Origin of the sequence: Phyllobacterium myrsinacearum (assembly GCF_014138285.1) — a bacterium.
GTDB lineage: Bacteria > Pseudomonadota > Alphaproteobacteria > Rhizobiales > Rhizobiaceae > Phyllobacterium > Phyllobacterium myrsinacearum_A.
The window spans coordinates 1813490-1831199 of record NZ_JACGXN010000001.1 but is presented as its reverse complement, the minus strand read 5'-3'; the positions used below and the strand labels follow the sequence as shown (position 1 = coordinate 1831199).

General features: G+C 57.5%; 19 protein-coding genes and 1 riboswitch. Of the genes, 8 read left to right on the top strand and 11 right to left on the bottom strand.

The window, feature by feature from the left end; translation table 11 throughout:
• Positions 1 to 37 precede the first annotated feature (37 nt).
• Positions 38 to 202 (top strand): hypothetical protein, encoded by a 165-nt coding sequence (locus tag FHW16_RS09085; protein ID WP_182548737.1) that lies wholly within the window; start codon positions 38 to 40, stop codon positions 200 to 202.
• Positions 203 to 454: 252 nt separating this feature from the next.
• Here the strand turns inward: FHW16_RS09085 and FHW16_RS09080 are convergent, their stop codons facing one another.
• Entirely contained in the window at positions 455 to 706 is a 252-nt protein-coding gene (locus tag FHW16_RS09080) for a helix-turn-helix domain-containing protein (RefSeq protein WP_182548736.1), read from the bottom strand.
• 170 nt (positions 707 to 876) lie between these two features.
• Here FHW16_RS09080 and FHW16_RS09075 point away from each other — a divergent pair, with 170 nt between their 5' ends.
• Positions 877 to 1131 (top strand): hypothetical protein, encoded by a 255-nt coding sequence (locus tag FHW16_RS09075; RefSeq protein WP_182548735.1) that lies wholly within the window; start codon positions 877 to 879, stop codon positions 1129 to 1131.
• Here the strand turns inward: FHW16_RS09075 and FHW16_RS09070 are convergent.
• The 5 genes from FHW16_RS09070 to tkt all read right to left on the bottom strand — a co-directional run bounded on the left by FHW16_RS09070 (position 1097) and on the right by tkt (position 7511).
• Positions 1097 to 1843, bottom strand: coding sequence for an SGNH/GDSL hydrolase family protein (locus FHW16_RS09070; protein WP_246711639.1), 747 nt, complete (start codon positions 1841 to 1843; stop codon positions 1097 to 1099). The two genes, FHW16_RS09075 and FHW16_RS09070, sit on opposite strands and share 35 nt — an antisense overlap.
• 80 nt (positions 1844 to 1923) lie before the next feature.
• Positions 1924 to 2949 carry a class I fructose-bisphosphate aldolase gene (locus FHW16_RS09065; protein ID WP_182548733.1) on the bottom strand — a complete coding sequence of 342 codons (1026 nt, stop codon included), beginning with the start codon at positions 2947 to 2949 and terminating at the stop codon, positions 1924 to 1926.
• Between the two features lie 177 nt (positions 2950 to 3126).
• On the bottom strand, positions 3127 to 4320 hold the full coding sequence (locus FHW16_RS09060; protein ID WP_182548732.1) for a phosphoglycerate kinase: 1194 nt from the start codon (positions 4318 to 4320) through the stop codon (positions 3127 to 3129).
• A gap of 130 nt (positions 4321 to 4450) precedes the next feature.
• On the bottom strand, positions 4451 to 5458 hold the full coding sequence (gene gap / locus FHW16_RS09055; protein WP_182548731.1) for a type I glyceraldehyde-3-phosphate dehydrogenase: 1008 nt from the start codon (positions 5456 to 5458) through the stop codon (positions 4451 to 4453).
• Positions 5459 to 5525: 67 nt separating this feature from the next.
• A complete protein-coding gene (gene tkt, locus FHW16_RS09050) occupies positions 5526 to 7511 on the bottom strand; it encodes a transketolase (protein WP_182548730.1) in 1986 nt (661 codons plus the stop codon).
• Between the two features lie 295 nt (positions 7512 to 7806).
• On the opposite strand from tkt, the gene FHW16_RS09045 reads away from it, so the two are divergent.
• Positions 7807 to 8079 carry a DUF4164 domain-containing protein gene (locus FHW16_RS09045; RefSeq protein ID WP_182548729.1) on the top strand — a complete coding sequence of 91 codons (273 nt, stop codon included), beginning with the start codon at positions 7807 to 7809 and terminating at the stop codon, positions 8077 to 8079.
• A gap of 27 nt (positions 8080 to 8106) precedes the next feature.
• Positions 8107 to 8472, top strand: a complete 366-nt coding sequence (locus FHW16_RS09040) for a cell division protein ZapA (protein ID WP_182548728.1) — start codon at positions 8107 to 8109, stop codon at positions 8470 to 8472.
• 40 nt (positions 8473 to 8512) lie between these two features.
• On the opposite strand, the gene FHW16_RS09035 is transcribed toward FHW16_RS09040, so the two are convergent.
• The 5 genes from FHW16_RS09035 to FHW16_RS09015 all read right to left on the bottom strand — a co-directional run bounded on the left by FHW16_RS09035 (position 8513) and on the right by FHW16_RS09015 (position 12387).
• Positions 8513 to 10330, bottom strand: a complete 1818-nt coding sequence (locus tag FHW16_RS09035; protein WP_182548727.1) for an ABC-F family ATP-binding cassette domain-containing protein — start codon at positions 10328 to 10330, stop codon at positions 8513 to 8515.
• Between the two features lie 156 nt (positions 10331 to 10486).
• A complete protein-coding gene (locus FHW16_RS09030; RefSeq protein WP_246711638.1) occupies positions 10487 to 10855 on the bottom strand; it encodes a YMGG-like glycine zipper-containing protein in 369 nt (122 codons plus the stop codon).
• Between the two features lie 142 nt (positions 10856 to 10997).
• A complete protein-coding gene (locus FHW16_RS09025) occupies positions 10998 to 11294 on the bottom strand; it encodes a hypothetical protein (protein WP_182548725.1) in 297 nt (98 codons plus the stop codon).
• A 103-nt stretch (positions 11295 to 11397) separates the two neighbouring features.
• Positions 11398 to 12024 carry a thiamine diphosphokinase gene (locus FHW16_RS09020; RefSeq protein ID WP_182548724.1) on the bottom strand — a complete coding sequence of 209 codons (627 nt, stop codon included), beginning with the start codon at positions 12022 to 12024 and terminating at the stop codon, positions 11398 to 11400.
• Positions 12025 to 12078: 54 nt separating this feature from the next.
• Positions 12079 to 12387: a hypothetical protein gene (locus tag FHW16_RS09015; RefSeq protein WP_182548723.1), complete on the bottom strand. Its 309-nt coding sequence runs from the start codon at positions 12385 to 12387 to the stop codon at positions 12079 to 12081.
• A gap of 45 nt (positions 12388 to 12432) precedes the next feature.
• Positions 12433 to 12549: riboswitch (TPP riboswitch) on the top strand.
• Positions 12550 to 12651: 102 nt separating this feature from the next.
• Here FHW16_RS09015 and thiB point away from each other — a divergent pair.
• The 4 genes from thiB (at position 12652) to FHW16_RS08995 (ending at position 17665) form a co-directional block, all read left to right on the top strand.
• Positions 12652 to 13611 carry a thiamine ABC transporter substrate binding subunit gene (gene thiB, locus FHW16_RS09010; protein WP_246711700.1) on the top strand — a complete coding sequence of 320 codons (960 nt, stop codon included), beginning with the start codon at positions 12652 to 12654 and terminating at the stop codon, positions 13609 to 13611.
• A gap of 4 nt (positions 13612 to 13615) precedes the next feature.
• Complete coding sequence (gene thiP, locus FHW16_RS09005; RefSeq protein WP_182548721.1) at positions 13616 to 15250, top strand: thiamine/thiamine pyrophosphate ABC transporter permease; 1635 nt, start codon at positions 13616 to 13618, stop codon at positions 15248 to 15250.
• A complete protein-coding gene (gene thiQ, locus FHW16_RS09000) occupies positions 15243 to 15995 on the top strand; it encodes a thiamine ABC transporter ATP-binding protein (RefSeq protein ID WP_182548720.1) in 753 nt (250 codons plus the stop codon). The genes thiP and thiQ overlap by 8 nt, the downstream gene beginning before the upstream one ends.
• Positions 15996 to 16237: 242 nt before the next feature.
• Positions 16238 to 17665: a M48 family metalloprotease gene (locus FHW16_RS08995; RefSeq protein ID WP_246711699.1), complete on the top strand. Its 1428-nt coding sequence runs from the start codon at positions 16238 to 16240 to the stop codon at positions 17663 to 17665.
• Positions 17666 to 17710 lie beyond the last annotated feature (45 nt).

Sequence of the window (17710 nt, the reverse complement as noted above, 5' to 3'; positions counted from 1 at the left end):
CATCCCGCACCCCGCACCCGGCAGGTTTTTACCCGTAATGACCAAAGTCCTGCCACTCCTGCTGATCCTGATGATGGTCCTGCACCTGATCAAGCCATTGGGCTGGCCCGGCATGAAAAAACGCAGCGATTTCTGGAAAATCGCCGCCGGTGCCATCTTTGCGATGATGGTGATCGTGATGCTGAGCCACAGCGGGTTATGAGTTTTGTTCTGGCCCGAAGAGCAACGATATTCGATCTTTCGAGCTCGCTATGCACTCAAGCCGCTTTGATGCTTCACTCTGCAGAACCTTCATGCCGTGGTTCGACAGGCTCACCATGAGGAAGAGTGAGGATTGCAGGGAGTTCTATTCTGCAAGATTGCTCATGCTGCAATACTTGCGATTAGCCTTGCAGCCCACCCATATCCCTCATGGTGAGCTTGTCGAACCACGCACGATCAGAACGCCAGCCATTCAAGCCTCGCTATCGATCGCGTGTAATACGTCGGCAAACATCGTCGCCGGATCGATTTCCAATGCACGCGCAAGAGCTATAAACTCGACAATATCCAGGCGACGCTCACCACCCTCAATTTTGGCGATATAAGATTGAGGCTTTTGCAATCTCTCTGCGATGACCTGCTGGGTAACGCCTTTGTCGCGGCGCGCAGCAACAAGAACGGTCAATAGGTCGGCATATGGCTCTGAATGAAGGGATTTCGTCATATGCTCCACACAAAAACTGGAGCTTCGTGATTAATCCCACTTTCGGATTATCCCATAATAGGATATTTTTTTTAACGAACAATCATTTCGAGTGCGGTTGCTTGGATACGTATTACTTCTGGCAAGATTTTTTTGACACGTACCAGTCGCTGTCTGATTGGTTAAAGGTGTTGTGGCTCATCGTTCCGCCCGCCTTCGTATTGGGACTGGTCGCGTTGATGCTGCGGTTCCGCATCGAACGCGGGCAGGCGGATCGCAGCCTCAAAGGCGAGTTGGTCTATTCGGTGCATCGCGATACCGATGATCGCGTTCATATCATCAGCCACGTGCAGCAGACTGGCCGGATCGCTCCACTGCTCCTGCTCGATCCTGCTGCCGATGCGCGTGAAATTACCCCGCAGCCTTTTCGCCATTCGGAAGATTGAGCACGTAGGGCACGAGATGTTTCGCCCAGGCGTCGTAGCCGTGTGCGGAGGCATGGAAACCGTCACTTGAAAAGCCTTCCGGCCCATCCACCGGCAGGCGCGGCGCCGGTATCGCCATACGCTCCCTGCAGAGCCGCTCCCCCATGGCATTGATGGCCCCGGCACGTCCCTCCAGAATGCGTCCAAGCAAAGGCGGCATGGCGGGGACATCGCGGAAGTCGATGACCGGCGACCAGACGATGGCCACTTCGGGCCATTTGGCTTTGAGCGCATAGAGCAGGCCGCCGAATTCCCGCTTGAAACGGGCGACCGAATGGAAATTCTTGGTGTCGTTCGTCCCTGTCGTCAGCACGATATGGGTCCACATGCCGCGCTCGATATTCGGCACCACGTGATCACGCAACTGCCCTGACGTAGCGGAATTGAACCCGGCGGCGCGCCAGATGATCTTGCGCCCGGTACGCCCCTGCAGATGTACGGCAAGACGCACGCAAAGGCTCTGCCAGACATCACTCACCCCGACACCGCCAGCGGAGGAATCTCCCAGAACGAGCAAGCGGATTGCCGGCTCCTTGCCTGCAATCTCGCCAACGGGAAAAGCCGGTGGTGGCAACATGCGTTCCGTCTTCAGCCGTACGGCAATACCCTGCCATGCATAGACCGGAAACAGCAGCCAGCTGACAAGCGGATGGAAAGCCGATGGTTTCGTCAAACGTTCCTCACAGCACACAAAAAAGCCCGGACCTGATTCCAGTCCGGGCTCCATGAAAGCTGTTTTTGTATAAAAAACGCTTAAGCCGCCTTTTCCAGGTCCTTTTTCCAGCCGCCTGTGGCGGCAAGGCTGTTCATTTTGGCGCGGTGCGTGAAGGCACGCTGTCCGGCTGCGACATTTTCCGACTTGCCGTTCCAGGCGCTCAGAGCCGCCGCCTGCAGGGCACGGCCATAGGAGAATGTCAGCTTCCACGGCAGGTCGTGGGCGGCGTTCATGGCAGAGAGATGTGCCGTTGCCTCTTCGTCCGACTGACCGCCGGACAGGAATGCAATGCCGGGCACCGCTGTCGGAACTGTCGACTTCAACAGACGCACGGTCTGTTCGGCAACCTGTTCGACTGAAGCCTTGCGGGCATTCTTGCCATCGATGACCATGTTCGGCTTGAGGATCATGCCTTCCAGCACAACGCGGGCATCATAGAGTTCGGTGAAAACGGTCTTCAATACCCATTCGGTCACGTCGTAGCAGCGCTCGATCGAGTGCGTGCCAGGCTTGCCATCCATCAGCACCTCAGGTTCAACGATCGGCACGATACCAGCTTCCTGGCAGAGGGCGGCATACCGAGCCAGAGCCTGTGCATTCTGCTTGACCGAACCCCAGCTTGGCAGGGTGTCCGAAATGTTGATGACGCCGCGCCACTTGGCAAAACGCGCACCCAGCTTGTGATATTCTGCCAGCCGCTCACGCAGGCCGTCGAGGCCTTCCGTGATGGTTTCGCCGGCAAAACCCGCGAGATCCTTGGCACCGGCGTCGACCTTGATGCCCGGAATGCTGCCTGCGGCTTTCAGGATCTGGACGAAGGGCGTGCCGTCCTTGGCGTTCTGGCGCAGGGTTTCATCATACAGAATGACGCCGGAGATGTAGTTCTTCATGGCATCATCCGAGCGGAACAGCATTTCGCGATAGTCGCGGCGGCTATCGGCTGTCGATTCCAGCCCAATCGTATCGAACCGCTTCTTGATCGTTCCGGTACTTTCATCCGCAGCAAGCAGGCCCTTGCCGTTGGCAACCATTGCAATCGCGATATCTTCCAGGCGTTCGCTCATAGATCATGCACTCCGTTTCTAGTGGTCTGGCCCATACCAGAAGCTCATATCAAACGGAATGGCAGTTCAAGCCTTTGAAACGATTGAAATTTTTTCAACCGATTTAACAGGATAACATTTTCTGTTCTTCGTTAATCCGGGGCCCGCAAAGACCCCGGATTTTCCTGGAACAGGCCACTAACGCTTGAGCACATCAACGCCCGGAAGCGGCTTGCCTTCCATCCATTCGAGGAAAGCGCCGCCTGCAGTCGAAACATACGTCAGATCACCGGCAATACCCGCATGGTTAAGCGCAGCGACCGTGTCGCCGCCGCCTGCAACCGAAACCAGATGACCGGATTTGGTGCGCTCTGCCACATGCCGGGCTGCGGCAACGGTCGCCTTGTCGAAAGGCGTCAGCTCGAAGGCACCCAGCGGACCGTTCCACACCAGAGTCGCCGCGTCATCGATTGCGCTCTTGATGCGCTCGATCGACTGCGGACCCACATCAAGGATCATGCCGTCGTCAGGAATTGCATCGAGACCGTAGGCATGGAACGGGGCATTGGCTTCGAAATGCCAGGCAACGATTGCATCGACCGGCAGGATGATCACGCAGTTCGCGGCCTGCGCCTTGGCCATGATTTCGCGGGCCGTATCGGCCAGATCATGCTCGCACAGCGATTTACCCACCTTGACGCCCTGCGCCGCCAGGAATGTATTGGCCATGCCGCCGCCGATCACCAGCGCATCGACCTTCTCGACGAGATTGCCGAGCAGATCGAGCTTGGACGAAACCTTGGCACCGCCGACAACAGCCACCACCGGGCGCTTCGGATTGCCGAGACCGCTTTCCAGCGCCTCCAGCTCCGCCTGCATGGTGCGGCCCGCATAGGAAGGCAGCACATGCGCCAGTCCTTCTGTGGAGGCATGGGCGCGGTGCGCCGCCGAAAACGCATCATTGACATAGATATCGCCATTAGCGGCCAGCGCCTTTACATAGGCCGGATCGTTCTTTTCCTCGCCCTTGTGGAAACGGGTGTTTTCCAGCAGCAGAATGTCGCCATCCGCGAGCTTGGCAACGGCTTCCGCCGCCTTGTCGCCGATGCTGTCCTCGGCAAAGTGCACATTGCGATCGATGACCTTGCCCACCGCATGCGCGATAGGCTTCAGGCTGAATTCCGGCGTTGGCCCATCCTTGGGGCGGCCAAAATGCGCCAGCAGGATGACCTTGGCGCCCTTTTTGGACAATTCGAGGATAGTCGGGGCAACACGCTCGATACGGGTGGCATCCGTCACGTGGCCATTGGCGACCGGAACGTTCAGATCAACACGCAGAAGAACGCGTTTTCCTGCAACATCGGCATCATCGAGTGTCTTGAAAGCTGGCATGGTCATCATCCTCGTCTGTATCAAGGATATCCGGTTGCTCGCCTGCCGGACATTCCCGTTATCATAAGCAAAAACAAAAATGGCGGGTGTTGTCGACCCGCCATTTCATAACATATCACGCCTCGGTCACTCAGATGACCTTGCTGAACGCGACGGCCGTATCGGCCATGCGGTTCGAGAAGCCCCATTCATTGTCGTACCACGACAGGACGCGGACGAATGTTCCATCCATGACCTTGGTCTGGTCGAGGTGGAAAATCGATGAATGCGGGTCGTGGTTGAAGTCGATCGAGACATTCGGTGCATCCGTATAACCGAGAACACCCTTCAGCTTGCCATTGGCGGCAGTCTTGATGGCATCATTGATCTCGGCAACCGTGGTCGCGCGCTTGGCAACGAACTTGAAATCCACAACCGAAACATTCGGCGTTGGAACGCGGATTGAGCTGCCGTCGAGCTTGCCATTGAGTTCCGGCAGAACGAGGCCAACGGCCTTGGCTGCACCTGTTGAGGTCGGGATCATCGACAGTGCAGCTGCACGGCCGCGATAGAGATCCTTGTGCATCGTGTCGAGCGTTGGCTGATCGCCGGTGTAGCTGTGGATCGTGGTCATGAAACCATGATCAATGCCAACGGCTTCGTTCAACACAAAGGCAACCGGGGCAAGGCAGTTGGTTGTGCAGGACGCATTGGAAATGACCAGATGTTCCTTGGTCAGCTTATGGTGGTTCACACCAAACACGACCGTCAGGTCGGCACCGTCAGCGGGGGCTGAAACAATGACGCGCTTGGCGCCGGCTTCGAGATGGGCCGCCGCCTTGTCGCGCGCCGTGAAAATGCCTGTGCACTCGAGCGCGATATCAACATCGAGCTCTTTCCACGGCAGTTCAGCCGGGTTGCGGACAGCCGTGACCTTGATCGGACCCTGGCCTACATCGATGGTGTCGCCGGAAACCGTCACAGTGCCGGGGAAACGGCCGTGCACGGAATCATAGCGCATCAGATGGGCATTGGTTTCAACTGGACCCAGATCATTGATGCCGACAACCTTGATGTCGGTACGGCCGGACTCGATAATGGCGCGAAGAACATTGCGGCCAATGCGGCCAAACCCGTTGATTGCAACGCGAACTGTCATTTTTTAGTTTCTCCTTGGGGGTAGTTAGGAGCCCTTGATGAATTGGATTAAGCGGTTAGCCCGCCGATTACTTCAACTTGCCTTCCGCCGCCGAAACGATGGCTTCTGCCGTGATACCGAAATGCTTGTAAAGCTCTTCGATCGGACCGCTGGCACCAAAACCGGTCATGCCGACAAAGATACCATCGACACCGATGAAACGATCCCAGCCGAGACGGATGGCAGCTTCCACCGCAACCTTGACCGGCGCATCGCCGAGCAGCGCACGCTTGTAGTCCTCGCTCTGCTGTTCGAAGAGTTCGAAGCAGGGTACAGAGACGACGCGGGCCGGATGACCGTTCTGTTCCAGCTGTGCACGGGCAGCCAGGGCAATTTCAACCTCGGAACCGGTGGCGAAAATTGTCACTTCGGCCTTGCCGCTTGCCGGAGCCAGCTCATAGGCACCGTAGGCGCATTTATTCTCGTCCACATGGTCCGTACGAACCGTCGGCAGGTTCTGGCGTGTCAGTGCCAGTGTCGACGGGGTTTTGCGGGATTCCAGCGCCAGCTGCCAGCACTCGGCTGTTTCGACAACGTCGGCGGGACGGAACACATAATTGTTCGGAATCGCACGCAGTGCTGCCAGATGTTCGACCGGCTGATGGGTCGGACCATCTTCACCCAAGCCGATGGAATCGTGCGTCATCACATAGATGACCCGGATACCCATCAGGCTCGATAGGCGCATTGCGCCGCGTGCATAGTCCGAGAAAGTCAGGAATGTGCCGGAATAAGGGATGAGGCCGCCATGCAGCGCGATACCGTTCATGGCAGCGGCCATGCCGTGCTCACGAATGCCGTAATGCACATAGCGCTGACCATAATCGTCAGGGCTGATGTTCTGGGTCTGGCTGGTCTTGGTGTTGTTGGAACCGGTCAGATCGGCGGAACCGCCGATTGTCTCAGGAACCACGGCGTTGATGACCTCAAGCGCCATTTCCGACGCCTTGCGGGTTGCGACCTTCGGCTTGTCTTCCGAAAGCTTCTTTTTGTAGGCGACAATGGTGGCATCGAAATTGGCAGGCAGGTCGCCGCGCATACGGCGATCAAACTCAGCACGCGTCTCGGCGTTGGCAGCAGCAAGACGCTGTTCCCATGCCGCATGTTCCTTGGCGGAACGCAGACCCGAAACACGCCATGTATCGAGGATGTCGGCAGGCACGACGAATGGCTCGGAAGTCCAGCCCAGAGCCTTGCGGGCACCGGCCAGTTCTTCCGCACCCAGCGGCGAACCATGTACCTTGTTGGTGCCGGCCTTGGTCGGCGCACCAAAACCGATTGTCGTCTTGCAGGCAATCAGAGTCGGCTTGTCGGATTTGTGGGCTTTTTCGATAGCAGCAGCAATCGCATCCTGATCGTGGCCGTCGACATTGATGGAGTTCCAGCCGGATGCCTCAACGCGGGCACATTGATCCGTGTTGTCGGCGAGCGATACCGGACCATCGATGGAAATGTTGTTGTGGTCCCAGAAAACGATCAGCTTGTTCAGCTTGAGATGACCGGCAAGCGCGATGGCTTCCTGGCTGATGCCTTCCATGAGGCAGCCGTCACCGACGATCACATAGGTATGGTGGTTGACGAGATCATCGCCAAATTGGGCGTTCAGGATGCGCTCGGAAAGCGCCATGCCGACAGAATTAGCCAGACCCTGGCCGAGTGGGCCCGTCGTGGTCTCGATGCCGGCGGCATGACCATATTCCGGATGACCGGCTGTGCGCGAGCCAAGCTGGCGGAAGTTCTTGATCTGATCGATAGTGATATCTTCGTAACCGGAGAGATAGAGCACCGAATAAAGCAGCATCGAGCCATGTCCTGCGGAAAGGACAAAGCGATCGCGGTCCGGCCAGTGTGGCGCTTTCGGATCATGCTTCAGGAAGCGGGTATAGAGAACGGTCGCAATATCAGCTGCGCCCATGGGAAGACCCGGATGGCCAGAATTGGCCTTCTCCACTGCATCTGCCGACAGAAAGCGGATTGCATTGGCCATTTGGTTGGATTTTTCAGAATTGGTCATGTGTACCGTCTTTCGAAGAGGATAGGAAATGCCGTTTCTGGACGCCGGTTAGACAAAATCCAAAAGGCACGCGACACATAGCAGGTGTCATGAGGGAGTCAATAAAACCTAAGTCAAATTGAGGCATTCGAAAAGCAGGCTCTTTCGTCGCAGACGCTTATTATCAGTGCATGACCGGACTGTGACAACGCGGATTGATTGACGCGACGTTGATGTGCCCTCTAGACTTCGGCGCATAAGCTGTTCTTCTTTTTGCGATTCGCGTAAAAGAGCGACACACAGGGGAAACGCGAAAATGGCACAGGAAGCCACCCTCAAACAGGTTCTTGAACGACTGGCAAAAGCCTTGGCTCATCTCGAGGACGCTGTTGACATGCGCCTCGAGCAGGAAGGTGATTTTGCCGAAGCCGAGGAAGAGGTCCAGCGCATGAACATGGACCGGCGGAGGCTGGCCCAGGAGTTGGATGCGTCTGAAGGACGGGCGGAACGTCTGGAAGCCGCCAACAAGGAAGTCTCCCGCCGTCTCGTGACGGCGATGGAATCCATTCGTACCGTACTGGACCGGTAATACCGCTATCAGCTGAAAGAGACGCCCATGGCCACTGTAACAGTTACGATTGACGGCAAAGCTTACCGGATGGCCTGTGACGAAGGCCAGGAGCAGCATCTGACCGGCCTCGCAGAACGGTTCGACCGTTACGTGACGCACCTCAAATCGTCGTTCGGTGAAATCGGCGACCTGCGCCTGACCGTCATGGCTGGTATCATGATCACGGACGAACTGCATGAATTGCAGATGCGGGTGAAAGGCCTCGAGAACGAGGCAGATGCCTTGCGCAAGAGCCGTGACGAAGCCTTGCAAAAAGCGGACAAGAATGACACGGCGATCACCGGTGTCCTCTCGGAGGTAACAAGCCGCATCGAGAACCTTGCCGTGAAGATCGCGCCAAAAACCAATTGATATTGGAGAGCCGGGCGGGAACCGTTCCGGCTTACCTCTCCTAACCCTCGATTTCCTCGCGCAGCATCTCAAGTTCCAGCCATTCTTCCTCGAAACGTTCAAGATCGTGGCGCTTCTTGCCGATCTCCTCGACGGTCTTGTTGAAGAGCTGCGGATTCTTGGCAAAGAGATTGGGATCAGCGAGCTTTGCCTCAAGCTTGTGGATGTCTGCGTGCAGCGCTTCCATCTTGCCCGGCAGGTTTTCCAGCGCGAATTTCTGCTTGTATGAAAGTTTGCGCTTTTCCTCGCGCTGCACGGCGGGTTTCTCCCCCGTGGCTTCGGTAGAAGCCGGTGACTTGGCCGTTTTCAGCTCTTTGCGTGTCGCCAGTGCTTCCTTGCGCTGCGCCAGCATATCCGTGTAGCCACCGGCATATTCGAGCCAGCGCCCGTCGCCTTCCGGTGCGATCACCGATGTTACGGTACGATCGAGGAAATCGCGGTCATGGCTGACCAGGAGTACCGTTCCGGCAAAACCGGAAACCAGCTCCTGCAGAAGATCGAGCGTTTCCATATCAAGATCATTGGTCGGTTCGTCCAGCACCAGCAGATTGGCCGGGCGTGCCAATACACGTGCCAGCATGAGCCGGGCACGCTCGCCGCCGGATAACTCACGGATCGGGGTGCGCAATTGCTCCGGCTGGAACAGAAAGTCTTTCATGTAGGACGCCACATGGCGCTGCTCACCGTTGACGATGACATTCTCGCCGCGGCCATCGGTCAGATAGTCGGAAAGCGTCTGGTCAAGATTGAGACTGTCGCGCTTCTGATCCAGTACGGCGATCTCAAGGTTGGTGCCAAGGCGCACGAAACCGCTGTCCGGTGCGAGCAGGCCCGTCAGCATGGAGAGGAGCGTAGTCTTGCCGACACCGTTGGGACCGACAAAGCCGACACAGTTGCCGCGCTGGATGCGCGTTGAAAAATCCTTGACGAGTACACGATCCCCGTAGCCCTTGACGAGATGTTCAGCCTCGATGACCAGCTTGCCGGATTCCCTGGCGTCGCTGGCCTTCAGGACAGCAGTGCCTTGCGCGCGGCGATGATTGCGGAATTCCCCGCGCATGGTCTGGAGGTCGCCGAGACGCCGCATGTTACGTTTGCGCCGTGCCGTAACGCCGTAGCGTAGCCAATGTTCCTCACGCACGATCTGGCGGCCGAGCTTGTGCAGATCGCGCTCTTCCTCTTCAAGTACCTTGTCACGCCATTCCTCGAAGGCGCCAAAGCCCTGATCAAGTCGTTTCGTAACGCCGCGATCGAGCCAGACGGTCGAGCGGCTGATGTTTTCCAGGAATCGTCTGTCGTGGGAAATGACCACGATGCTGGAGCGGATCTGCCGCAATTCGCCTTCCAGCCATTCAATGGTTGTCAGATCGAGATGGTTGGTCGGCTCGTCGAGGAGCAGGATATCCGGTTGCGGTGCAAGAACCTTGGCCAGTGCCGCACGCCGCGCCTCGCCACCCGACAGATTGTCCGGTTTTTCCTCGCCGGTCAGACCGAGATGTTCAAGAATATAGCTTACACGATAAAGGTCATCCGCCGGTCCAAGTCCCGCCTCGACATAGTCGCGGACATTGGCAAAGCCCTCCATGTCAGGCGCCTGGGCGAGATAGCGGATGGTCACGCCGGGATGACGGAATACTTCGCCATCGGTCGGGGCAATGAAACCCGCAGCGATCTTGAGGAGCGTCGACTTGCCCGATCCGTTACGGCCGACAAGGGCGATACGGTCACCCTCGCTGACGGAGATTGCCGCATCGCTCAAAAGCGGTGTGCCGCCAAACGTCAGTGCAATCCGGTCAAGACGAAGAAGTGGAGGGGCCATGGAGTTTTTCAGTTCTGAAAAATGAGCGCAATCGCCGGACATCAGTGCCGACGGGCGCTTGTCGGCGAGATTGGCGCCGCTGTCAAATATCTTTATGGCATAAAACAGGACAGGCCGGAAAACCGGCCTGTCTGCATCAGTTCAGCAACGTGCCGCTCAATAGCCGCCGTTGTCATAACCGTTGTTGTTACCGCCATAGGCGGCACCACGACCACCATTGCCTTCGCAAGGGGCGTTGTAGATGCTGCCGTCAGGCCGCTGATAACGGCAAAGATTCTGATTGCCATTGCCGCTACCGCTTGGTGTCGTTGCGGTACCGACAGCAGCACCAAGAAGCGCACCACCGGCCGCACCGATTACGGTGCTCTTGGTATTATGCCCGAGCGCCTGTCCGGCGAGAGCACCAACACCACCGCCGATCAACGCGCCCGTCCCGGCACGCTGGTTCTGTTCGCTCGTTTCGCAGCCAGCCAGTGACATGGCCAGAAGCGCGGAAACCGCAATCGCGGTTAAACGAAAACTCATCGTAAATCCTCTCAACATGAATATAGCGGCCATATCGTGCGGGCCTAATGCGGCAGAACAAAGATCGCCGATCTGTCGGGCAGCCGCTCAAACAAAAACAGGCCGGTTTCCCGGCCTGTTCCACTTTCCCTGATGGGAAAAATTAATATCCGCGGCAAGGCGCGCGATAGCGTTCGCCATAACGGTTTTCGTATGTGCAGTAACGACGACCGCCGCCATTGTTGTTGGCCGTTGCGGCACCAACAGCGACACCGCCAACACCACCGATGGCAGCACCGGCGAGCGCGCCACGGCCACCACCGATTGCACCACCAGCCAAAGCACCAAGTGCTGCACCGCCCACACCATAACCCGCCGTGCGCTGTTCACTCGTTGTACAGCCGGCTACCGAAAATGCCAGAATTGCGGCAACTGCTACTGTCGACAAACTTTTCAACATGGAAGACCTCTCCCGTTTCAAAACTAAACTAACCAGCTTGCGTCCCCAATGCTGTGCGCCAAGAATTGCATTTTCCGCTTTGTTTTACAAGCGTTTCGCAATTTTACGGTGCAGCAATCAGGACTGCTTTGCCTGAATGAAGCGATACGTGGAGTTTTCCACACACGGCATTCGACACTGTAAGCGATGAACCGAAAGAAAGTTCCATATTTTCCAGCGGCCACCGCGCACCATGGATAAATAATCCACGCAGGGACGTAAATGCAACAATGCTGAACAGTGTTCCATCGACAAAATCGAACGCGTAAGACCCTGCAACCAAAGGATGTGCCTCCTCGGTCCCGCTGGACAGAATGATCTTTCGCCCTTCAGCGGCATAACGGGTCGCCATGGTCAGATGCAACAGGGTGTGATCGGTGCGTTCGCCGCCAAACGCGCCACAGAGAATCACTTCCGTGGCGCCCAGCCGATAGGCCTCGTTCAGCGCGAGTTCGCCGTCAGTCATATCCTTGGCAGCGGGGAATACCGAACGTGGCACGTGTTCATAGCGTTCGGCCAGCTCGGGCGACGTTGAATCGAAATCGCCCAACCACAATTCCGGTTCAAGCCCCAAAGGCTGCGCATGCGCGATGCCGCCATCGGCCGCAAGAATGCGCGCGCCGGCCACAAGATGCCGGAGACGGTCGGTGACGTGAACGGTTCCGCCGAGAAGAAGAACGAATTTGCTCATGCACCGGCCATAGCATGGCAAAAGCCGGTCGCACAGAGCTTGTGTGCACGGGCTTTACACCAATCGTCCAAGCGCTATCGCAGCGATGCCGGCAATGGCAACGCCCATGGCAAGAAACAGACTCGGATAGAGCGTTGGTATGAACTTCTGCCGGCGGGAGCGCAAACGCATTGGATGCTGGCGCGGATTCCGGGCCACTGCACTCGGCTGAACCTTGACACTGGAATGATAAAAGCCATGACCGCGAAACATGATTGATCCTTTCGTCGGAAAAATACGGATGGGGGTGTTTTCGCGGCGGACGATACGGCTGAACATGTCAGCATTCGATTTGGCAAAGTCGGCAAAACATAAAGATTTCATAAGCATCCACCGCTTGCACCGCCTCGGCCGAATCTCTATCCTTGAGATGCTCTAACGGGGTGCCGGTCTCATCGACCGGCTGAGAGGCGCAAGGGGAAACCCTGCCAACCCGCGGAACCTGATCCGGCTTGTACCGGCGGAGGGATTAGACGCGGCAGATTTGCCGGCGCACCAATCCTTTTGAACCATGAACGATAGGAGGCGCCGATGCGGCCATTCGAGACTATTGTAAAGACAGCAGCGGTTTTGGCCGTGCTCGGCATCATGCCGCTTGACGTGGCGCGCGCCGAAGGCAAGCTCACCGTCTACACCTATGAAAGCTTCACCGCCGAGTGGGGTCCGGGGCCGAAGGTCAAAGAGGCCTTTGAAAAACAATGCACCTGCACGGTGGAATTTGTGCCGGTTGCCGATGGTGTCGCCCTGCTTAACCGCATCAAACTTGAAGGCGAAACCACCAAGGCGGATGTAGTTCTCGGCCTCGATACCAACCTGACCTATGAGGCCAGGGAAACCAATCTTTTCGCGCCGCATGGCATTGACACCAGCGCCGTGAATATTCCCGGCGGCTACAAGGACGATATCTTCATCCCTTATGACTACGGCTATTTCGGTGTTGTCTATGATAGCGAAAAACTGAAGAATCCGCCTGCAAGCCTGAAAGAACTGGTCGAAGGCGATCCAAAACAGAAGATCGTGATTGAGGACCCCCGGACCTCAACGCCCGGCCTCGGCCTGCTTCTCTGGGTCAAATCGGTCTACGGCGACAAGGCGGGCGAAGCCTGGACAAAGCTGAAGGACCGGGTCCTGACCGTCACACCCGGCTGGTCGGAAGCCTATGGCCTCTTTACCAAGGGCGAAGCACCGCTGGTTCTGTCCTACACCACATCTCCGGCCTATCACCTGATTGCCGAGCGTGTGGATCGCTACCGGGCCGCCTCGTTCAGCGAAGGTCATTATCTGCAGGTCGAAGTGGCCGCGCAGACCGTTAACGGTGCAAAAAATCCGCTGTCGGCGCAATTCCTGACATTCATGACCAGCCCGGCATTTCAGGATACCATTCCTGAAAACAACTGGATGTACCCTGCGGCGAAGACCACTGACGCACTCAATCCGGCCTTCGAAAACCTTGTAAAGCCGGTCAAGACGTTGGTCTTCCCCGCCGAAGAAGTCGCCAAGAACCGTAAAGCCTGGATCGATGAATGGCTCGCGGCGATGAGTCTGTAATACGGTGGCAGCCACCCGCACCCTGAAACCATGGGCCGGGGCAACCGCCCTTGCCTTTCTGGCGACACTTGCGGGTGGCGCACTTCTCGGCCTCGCAGTTGAAGCGCTGCGGGGCAGTACCGAGGGATTTGCCGCATTCGACAGCTATTTGTGGCGCGTCGCACGCTTCACACTCATGCAGGCACTCCTGTCCATGTTGCTGGCGATCGCCTTCGCCATTCCCGTGGCCCGCGCCCTGCATGAACATCCGGCTTTCCCCGGCCGCGCGCTGATTCTGCGCCTGTTTGCCTTGCCGTTGGCTTTGCCCGCGCTCGTGGCCGTTCTGGGCATTACCAGCGTCTATGGCCGTAATGGCTTGCTTGCCTTCGGGCTCAACAGGCTCGGATTTGACGCTATACCCAATGTTTACGGCCTCACTGGAATCCTTCTGGCCCACGTCTTCTTCAATCTGCCGCTGGCGACGCGGCTCGTCCTGGCAAGTCTCGATTCCATTCCGGCGGATTATTGGAAACTATCCTCGCAATTGGGCATGGGCAGCTGGGCGCGGTTCCGGTTGATTGAATGGCCCGTCATCCGGCGCAACCTCTCCGGAATTGCCGGATTGATCTTCATGCTCTGCATTACGTCGTTCACGATCGTCCTGACCCTGGGTGGCGGGCCACGTGCAACAACGCTGGAAGTTGCAATTTACCAGTCCCTGCATTTCGATTTCGATATTGCCCGCGCGGTATCGCTCACACTTCTGCAGCTGGGTTTGACCATTGCGATCCTGTTGCTGCTCAGTCTGACGGGCAGGCCGGCAGAGGAAGGTTTCAGTCTCCAGACAACGGCGCGACGCTTCGAGCGCCCAGGCCGGACAACACGATTCGTCAACACGACGATTATTGTGCTGGGGTTGCTCTTTGTGGGCCTTCCCATGGCGGGAACACTTGTTTCGGGACTTGGTGCCGACCTGCTGCGGTTAATGACGGAATTCATCGTCTGGCGCGCTATTCTCACGAGCATCGTGCTTGGCGCAGGTGCCGCCTTGCTCTCGGTGCTGATTTCGCTCGCACTTGTCATGGCGCGGGAATATCAGCAAAGCCGGAGACAAGCAGCCTCGCCCGGCCCGTTTGAACGCGGACTCGATCTGGGTGCAAGTCTGATCATGGTTGTGCCCCCTATCGTCATCGGTGCCGGCTGGTTTATCCTGTCGCGCCACGCGATCAACCCGTTCAGCCTCGCTCCTGTCATGGTCATCTGCGTCAATGCCGCCATGGCGGTGCCTTTTGCCTTCCGCATACTGCGCCCCGCCTGGGATACGGCCGCAAGCCGTCACAACCGGCTTTGCCTCCAGCTTGGCATTTCCGGCTGGAATCGATTGCGGCTGATCGACGGACCAGCTTTGCGCCTGCCTATGGGTGTTGCCTTCGCCTTTGCCATGGCCCTGTCCCTCGGCGATCTTGGAACCATCGCGCTTTTCGGCAATGATTCCATCCAGACGCTGCCATTCCTGCTCTTGCAACGGATGGGCAGTTATCGCACACAGGATGCAGCAGGACTGGCCCTGATCCTGGGAGTCTTGTGCCTACTGCTGATGTTCGCGGCAGACCGCGGTGCGACCAGGCTCGCCAGACAGGACGGCAGAACAGATGATTGAACGACCGGCGCACAAGACGACAGGCGGAGCCGCGATCCGGCTTGATGCCGTTCGCTTCGATTATGGTGATATGGCCATGCGTTTCGACCTTGCCATCGAACCGTCATCCATCGCCACCATCATCGGGCCGAGCGGTGCAGGCAAGTCCACGGTCCTCAACCTCATTGCCGGTTTCGAATCCCCCCTCTCCGGCCGTATACTGATCGATAACGAGGACATGACGAACGTCGACCCGTCCAGGCGTCCGGTTTCAATGGTATTTCAGGACAACAACCTCTTTGCCCATCTCGACGTTGCCGCCAATGTCGGGCTTGGCCGCAAACCCGGCCTTCGCCTTGATGAAGCCGATCAAAGCGCGATTCACGATGCCATCGTAAAGGTCGGCCTCGCAGGCAAGGAGAAGCGCAAGCCCCAGGCACTCTCCGGCGGCGAGCGCCAGCGCGTTGCGATTGCCCGCGCTTTGGTGCGCAACCGGCCTGTACTGTTGCTCGATGAGGCCTTTGCTTCCCTTGGCCCGGCGCTACGACAGGAAATGCTTGATCTCATTGGCCAGTTACAAGGCGATACTGGGATGACTATTGTGATGGTTACGCATCATCCGGAAGAGGCTTTGCGTCTGCCATCCATTTTGTTCTTTCTCGAAAATGGCCATGTGGCGGCATCCGGGCCCGCCAGGGACTTGCTCTCCGACAGGGGGCCCTCTCTGTTGCGAAAATATCTCGGCTCGCAAGAGTTATCACTTTGACATATTTTGTACTCATTGCCTCTCATAAGAAATCAATGAAATTCTTGCTCCTGCCTGCTCAACGGGCTAGCTAGAAAGTAAGCACGCCGATTCCGCAGGCAAAAGACGAGTGAGAACTTGGTTTTAGCGCGGGCACTGGCGCCGTACGACATGAGGACATGATTCTGGGCTCGCACATTCTCCCCATCGGCAATCGACGGTTCTATCCGGCAGCACGCGGCACAACTGTGGCTTCGGCAACGTTGCTGCTTGCCTTTCTGTCCGGCTGCCAGGTGCTGAATGTCACGAAGGAAGACGCGCTCGGTCCATCATCAAGCCCCGTCATAGTTGATAATGTATCGAAGAATGACCGGTTGGCAAAGCTGAGCGCCGAACAGCATCCACGCATCCTTGCCACCTATGGCGGCGAATACAAGGATGCAAAACTCGAGCGCATGGTTGCCAAGGTGGTCGGCAATCTGACCACCGTATCGGACAATCCGACCCATACCTATCGCATCACCATCCTCAATTCGCCCAACATCAATGCTTTCGCGCTGCCCGGGGGGTATCTCTATGTCACCCGCGGCCTGCTCGCGCTGGCCAATGACAGCGCGGAACTTGCCGCGGTCATTGCCCACGAAATGGGCCACGTGATCGCCAATCATGGTATCGAACGCCAGCAGCGCGAGGCGGAGGCTGTAATCGCGGGCCGCGTCGTGTCAGAAGTATTGCAGGATGATCAGGCGGGCCGCGAGGCCCTCATTCGCGGCAAGCTGCGCATGGCGCAGTTCTCGCGCAATCAGGAGCTGCAGGCGGATGCCATCGGCATCAAGATGATCGGCGAAGCCGGGTATGATCCTTTTGCCGCCGCCCGCTTTCTGCAATCGATGGCCGCCTATTCGGACTTCCGCAACGTTTCCGGCGCGACCGATGCCAGCCTCGACTTCCTTGCGAGCCACCCGTCCGCACCGCAGCGCATTGAACTCGCACGCGGTCACGCCCGCAAGATCGGTGCACCAGGCGTCGGCACGACAGACCGCGATTCTTTCCTGCAAGGCATTGACGGGCTGCTCTATGGCGACACGCCTGAGGAAGGTTATGTCCGCGGCCGTACGTTCGTGCACCCGCTGCTTGGCGTCAGCTTCACAGTGCCGGATGGATTTGTCATCGACAATTCCGCGGCCGCCGTCATGGCAACAGGCCCCGGCGAAGTCGCGATCCGTTTTGACGGAACACAGATTTCCGGCAAGACATCCATGGTCGACTATATGCGCAGCGGCTGGGTCACAGGCCTGGATGATGCAAGCGTCAAGGCGACAACGTTCAACGGCATGCCTGCGGCAACGGCAAAAGCCAAGGCCGACCGCTGGGAGTTCGATATTTTTGTCGTGAATTCGGGTGATCGCATTTATCGCTTCCTGACGGCTGCGCCAACCGGCAGCGCGGCCCTGATGCCGGCCGCACAGACGGTCACGCAAAGTTTCCATCTGCTGACGCCGGAGGAAAAGGCCAATATCAAGCCGTTGCGTATACGGGTGGTCACGGTCAAATCAGGCGACACACTCACCAGCCTGTCCAATCAGATCATGGGCACGGATCGCAAGCTCGATCTCTTCCGGCTGATCAATGCCCTGCCTCCCGGCGGAACGGTTTCTGTTGGCGACAAAGTGAAAATCATCAGCGAATAACAAAAAAGCCCGGAAGAACCGGGCTTTTTGTTAAAATGGATGAAC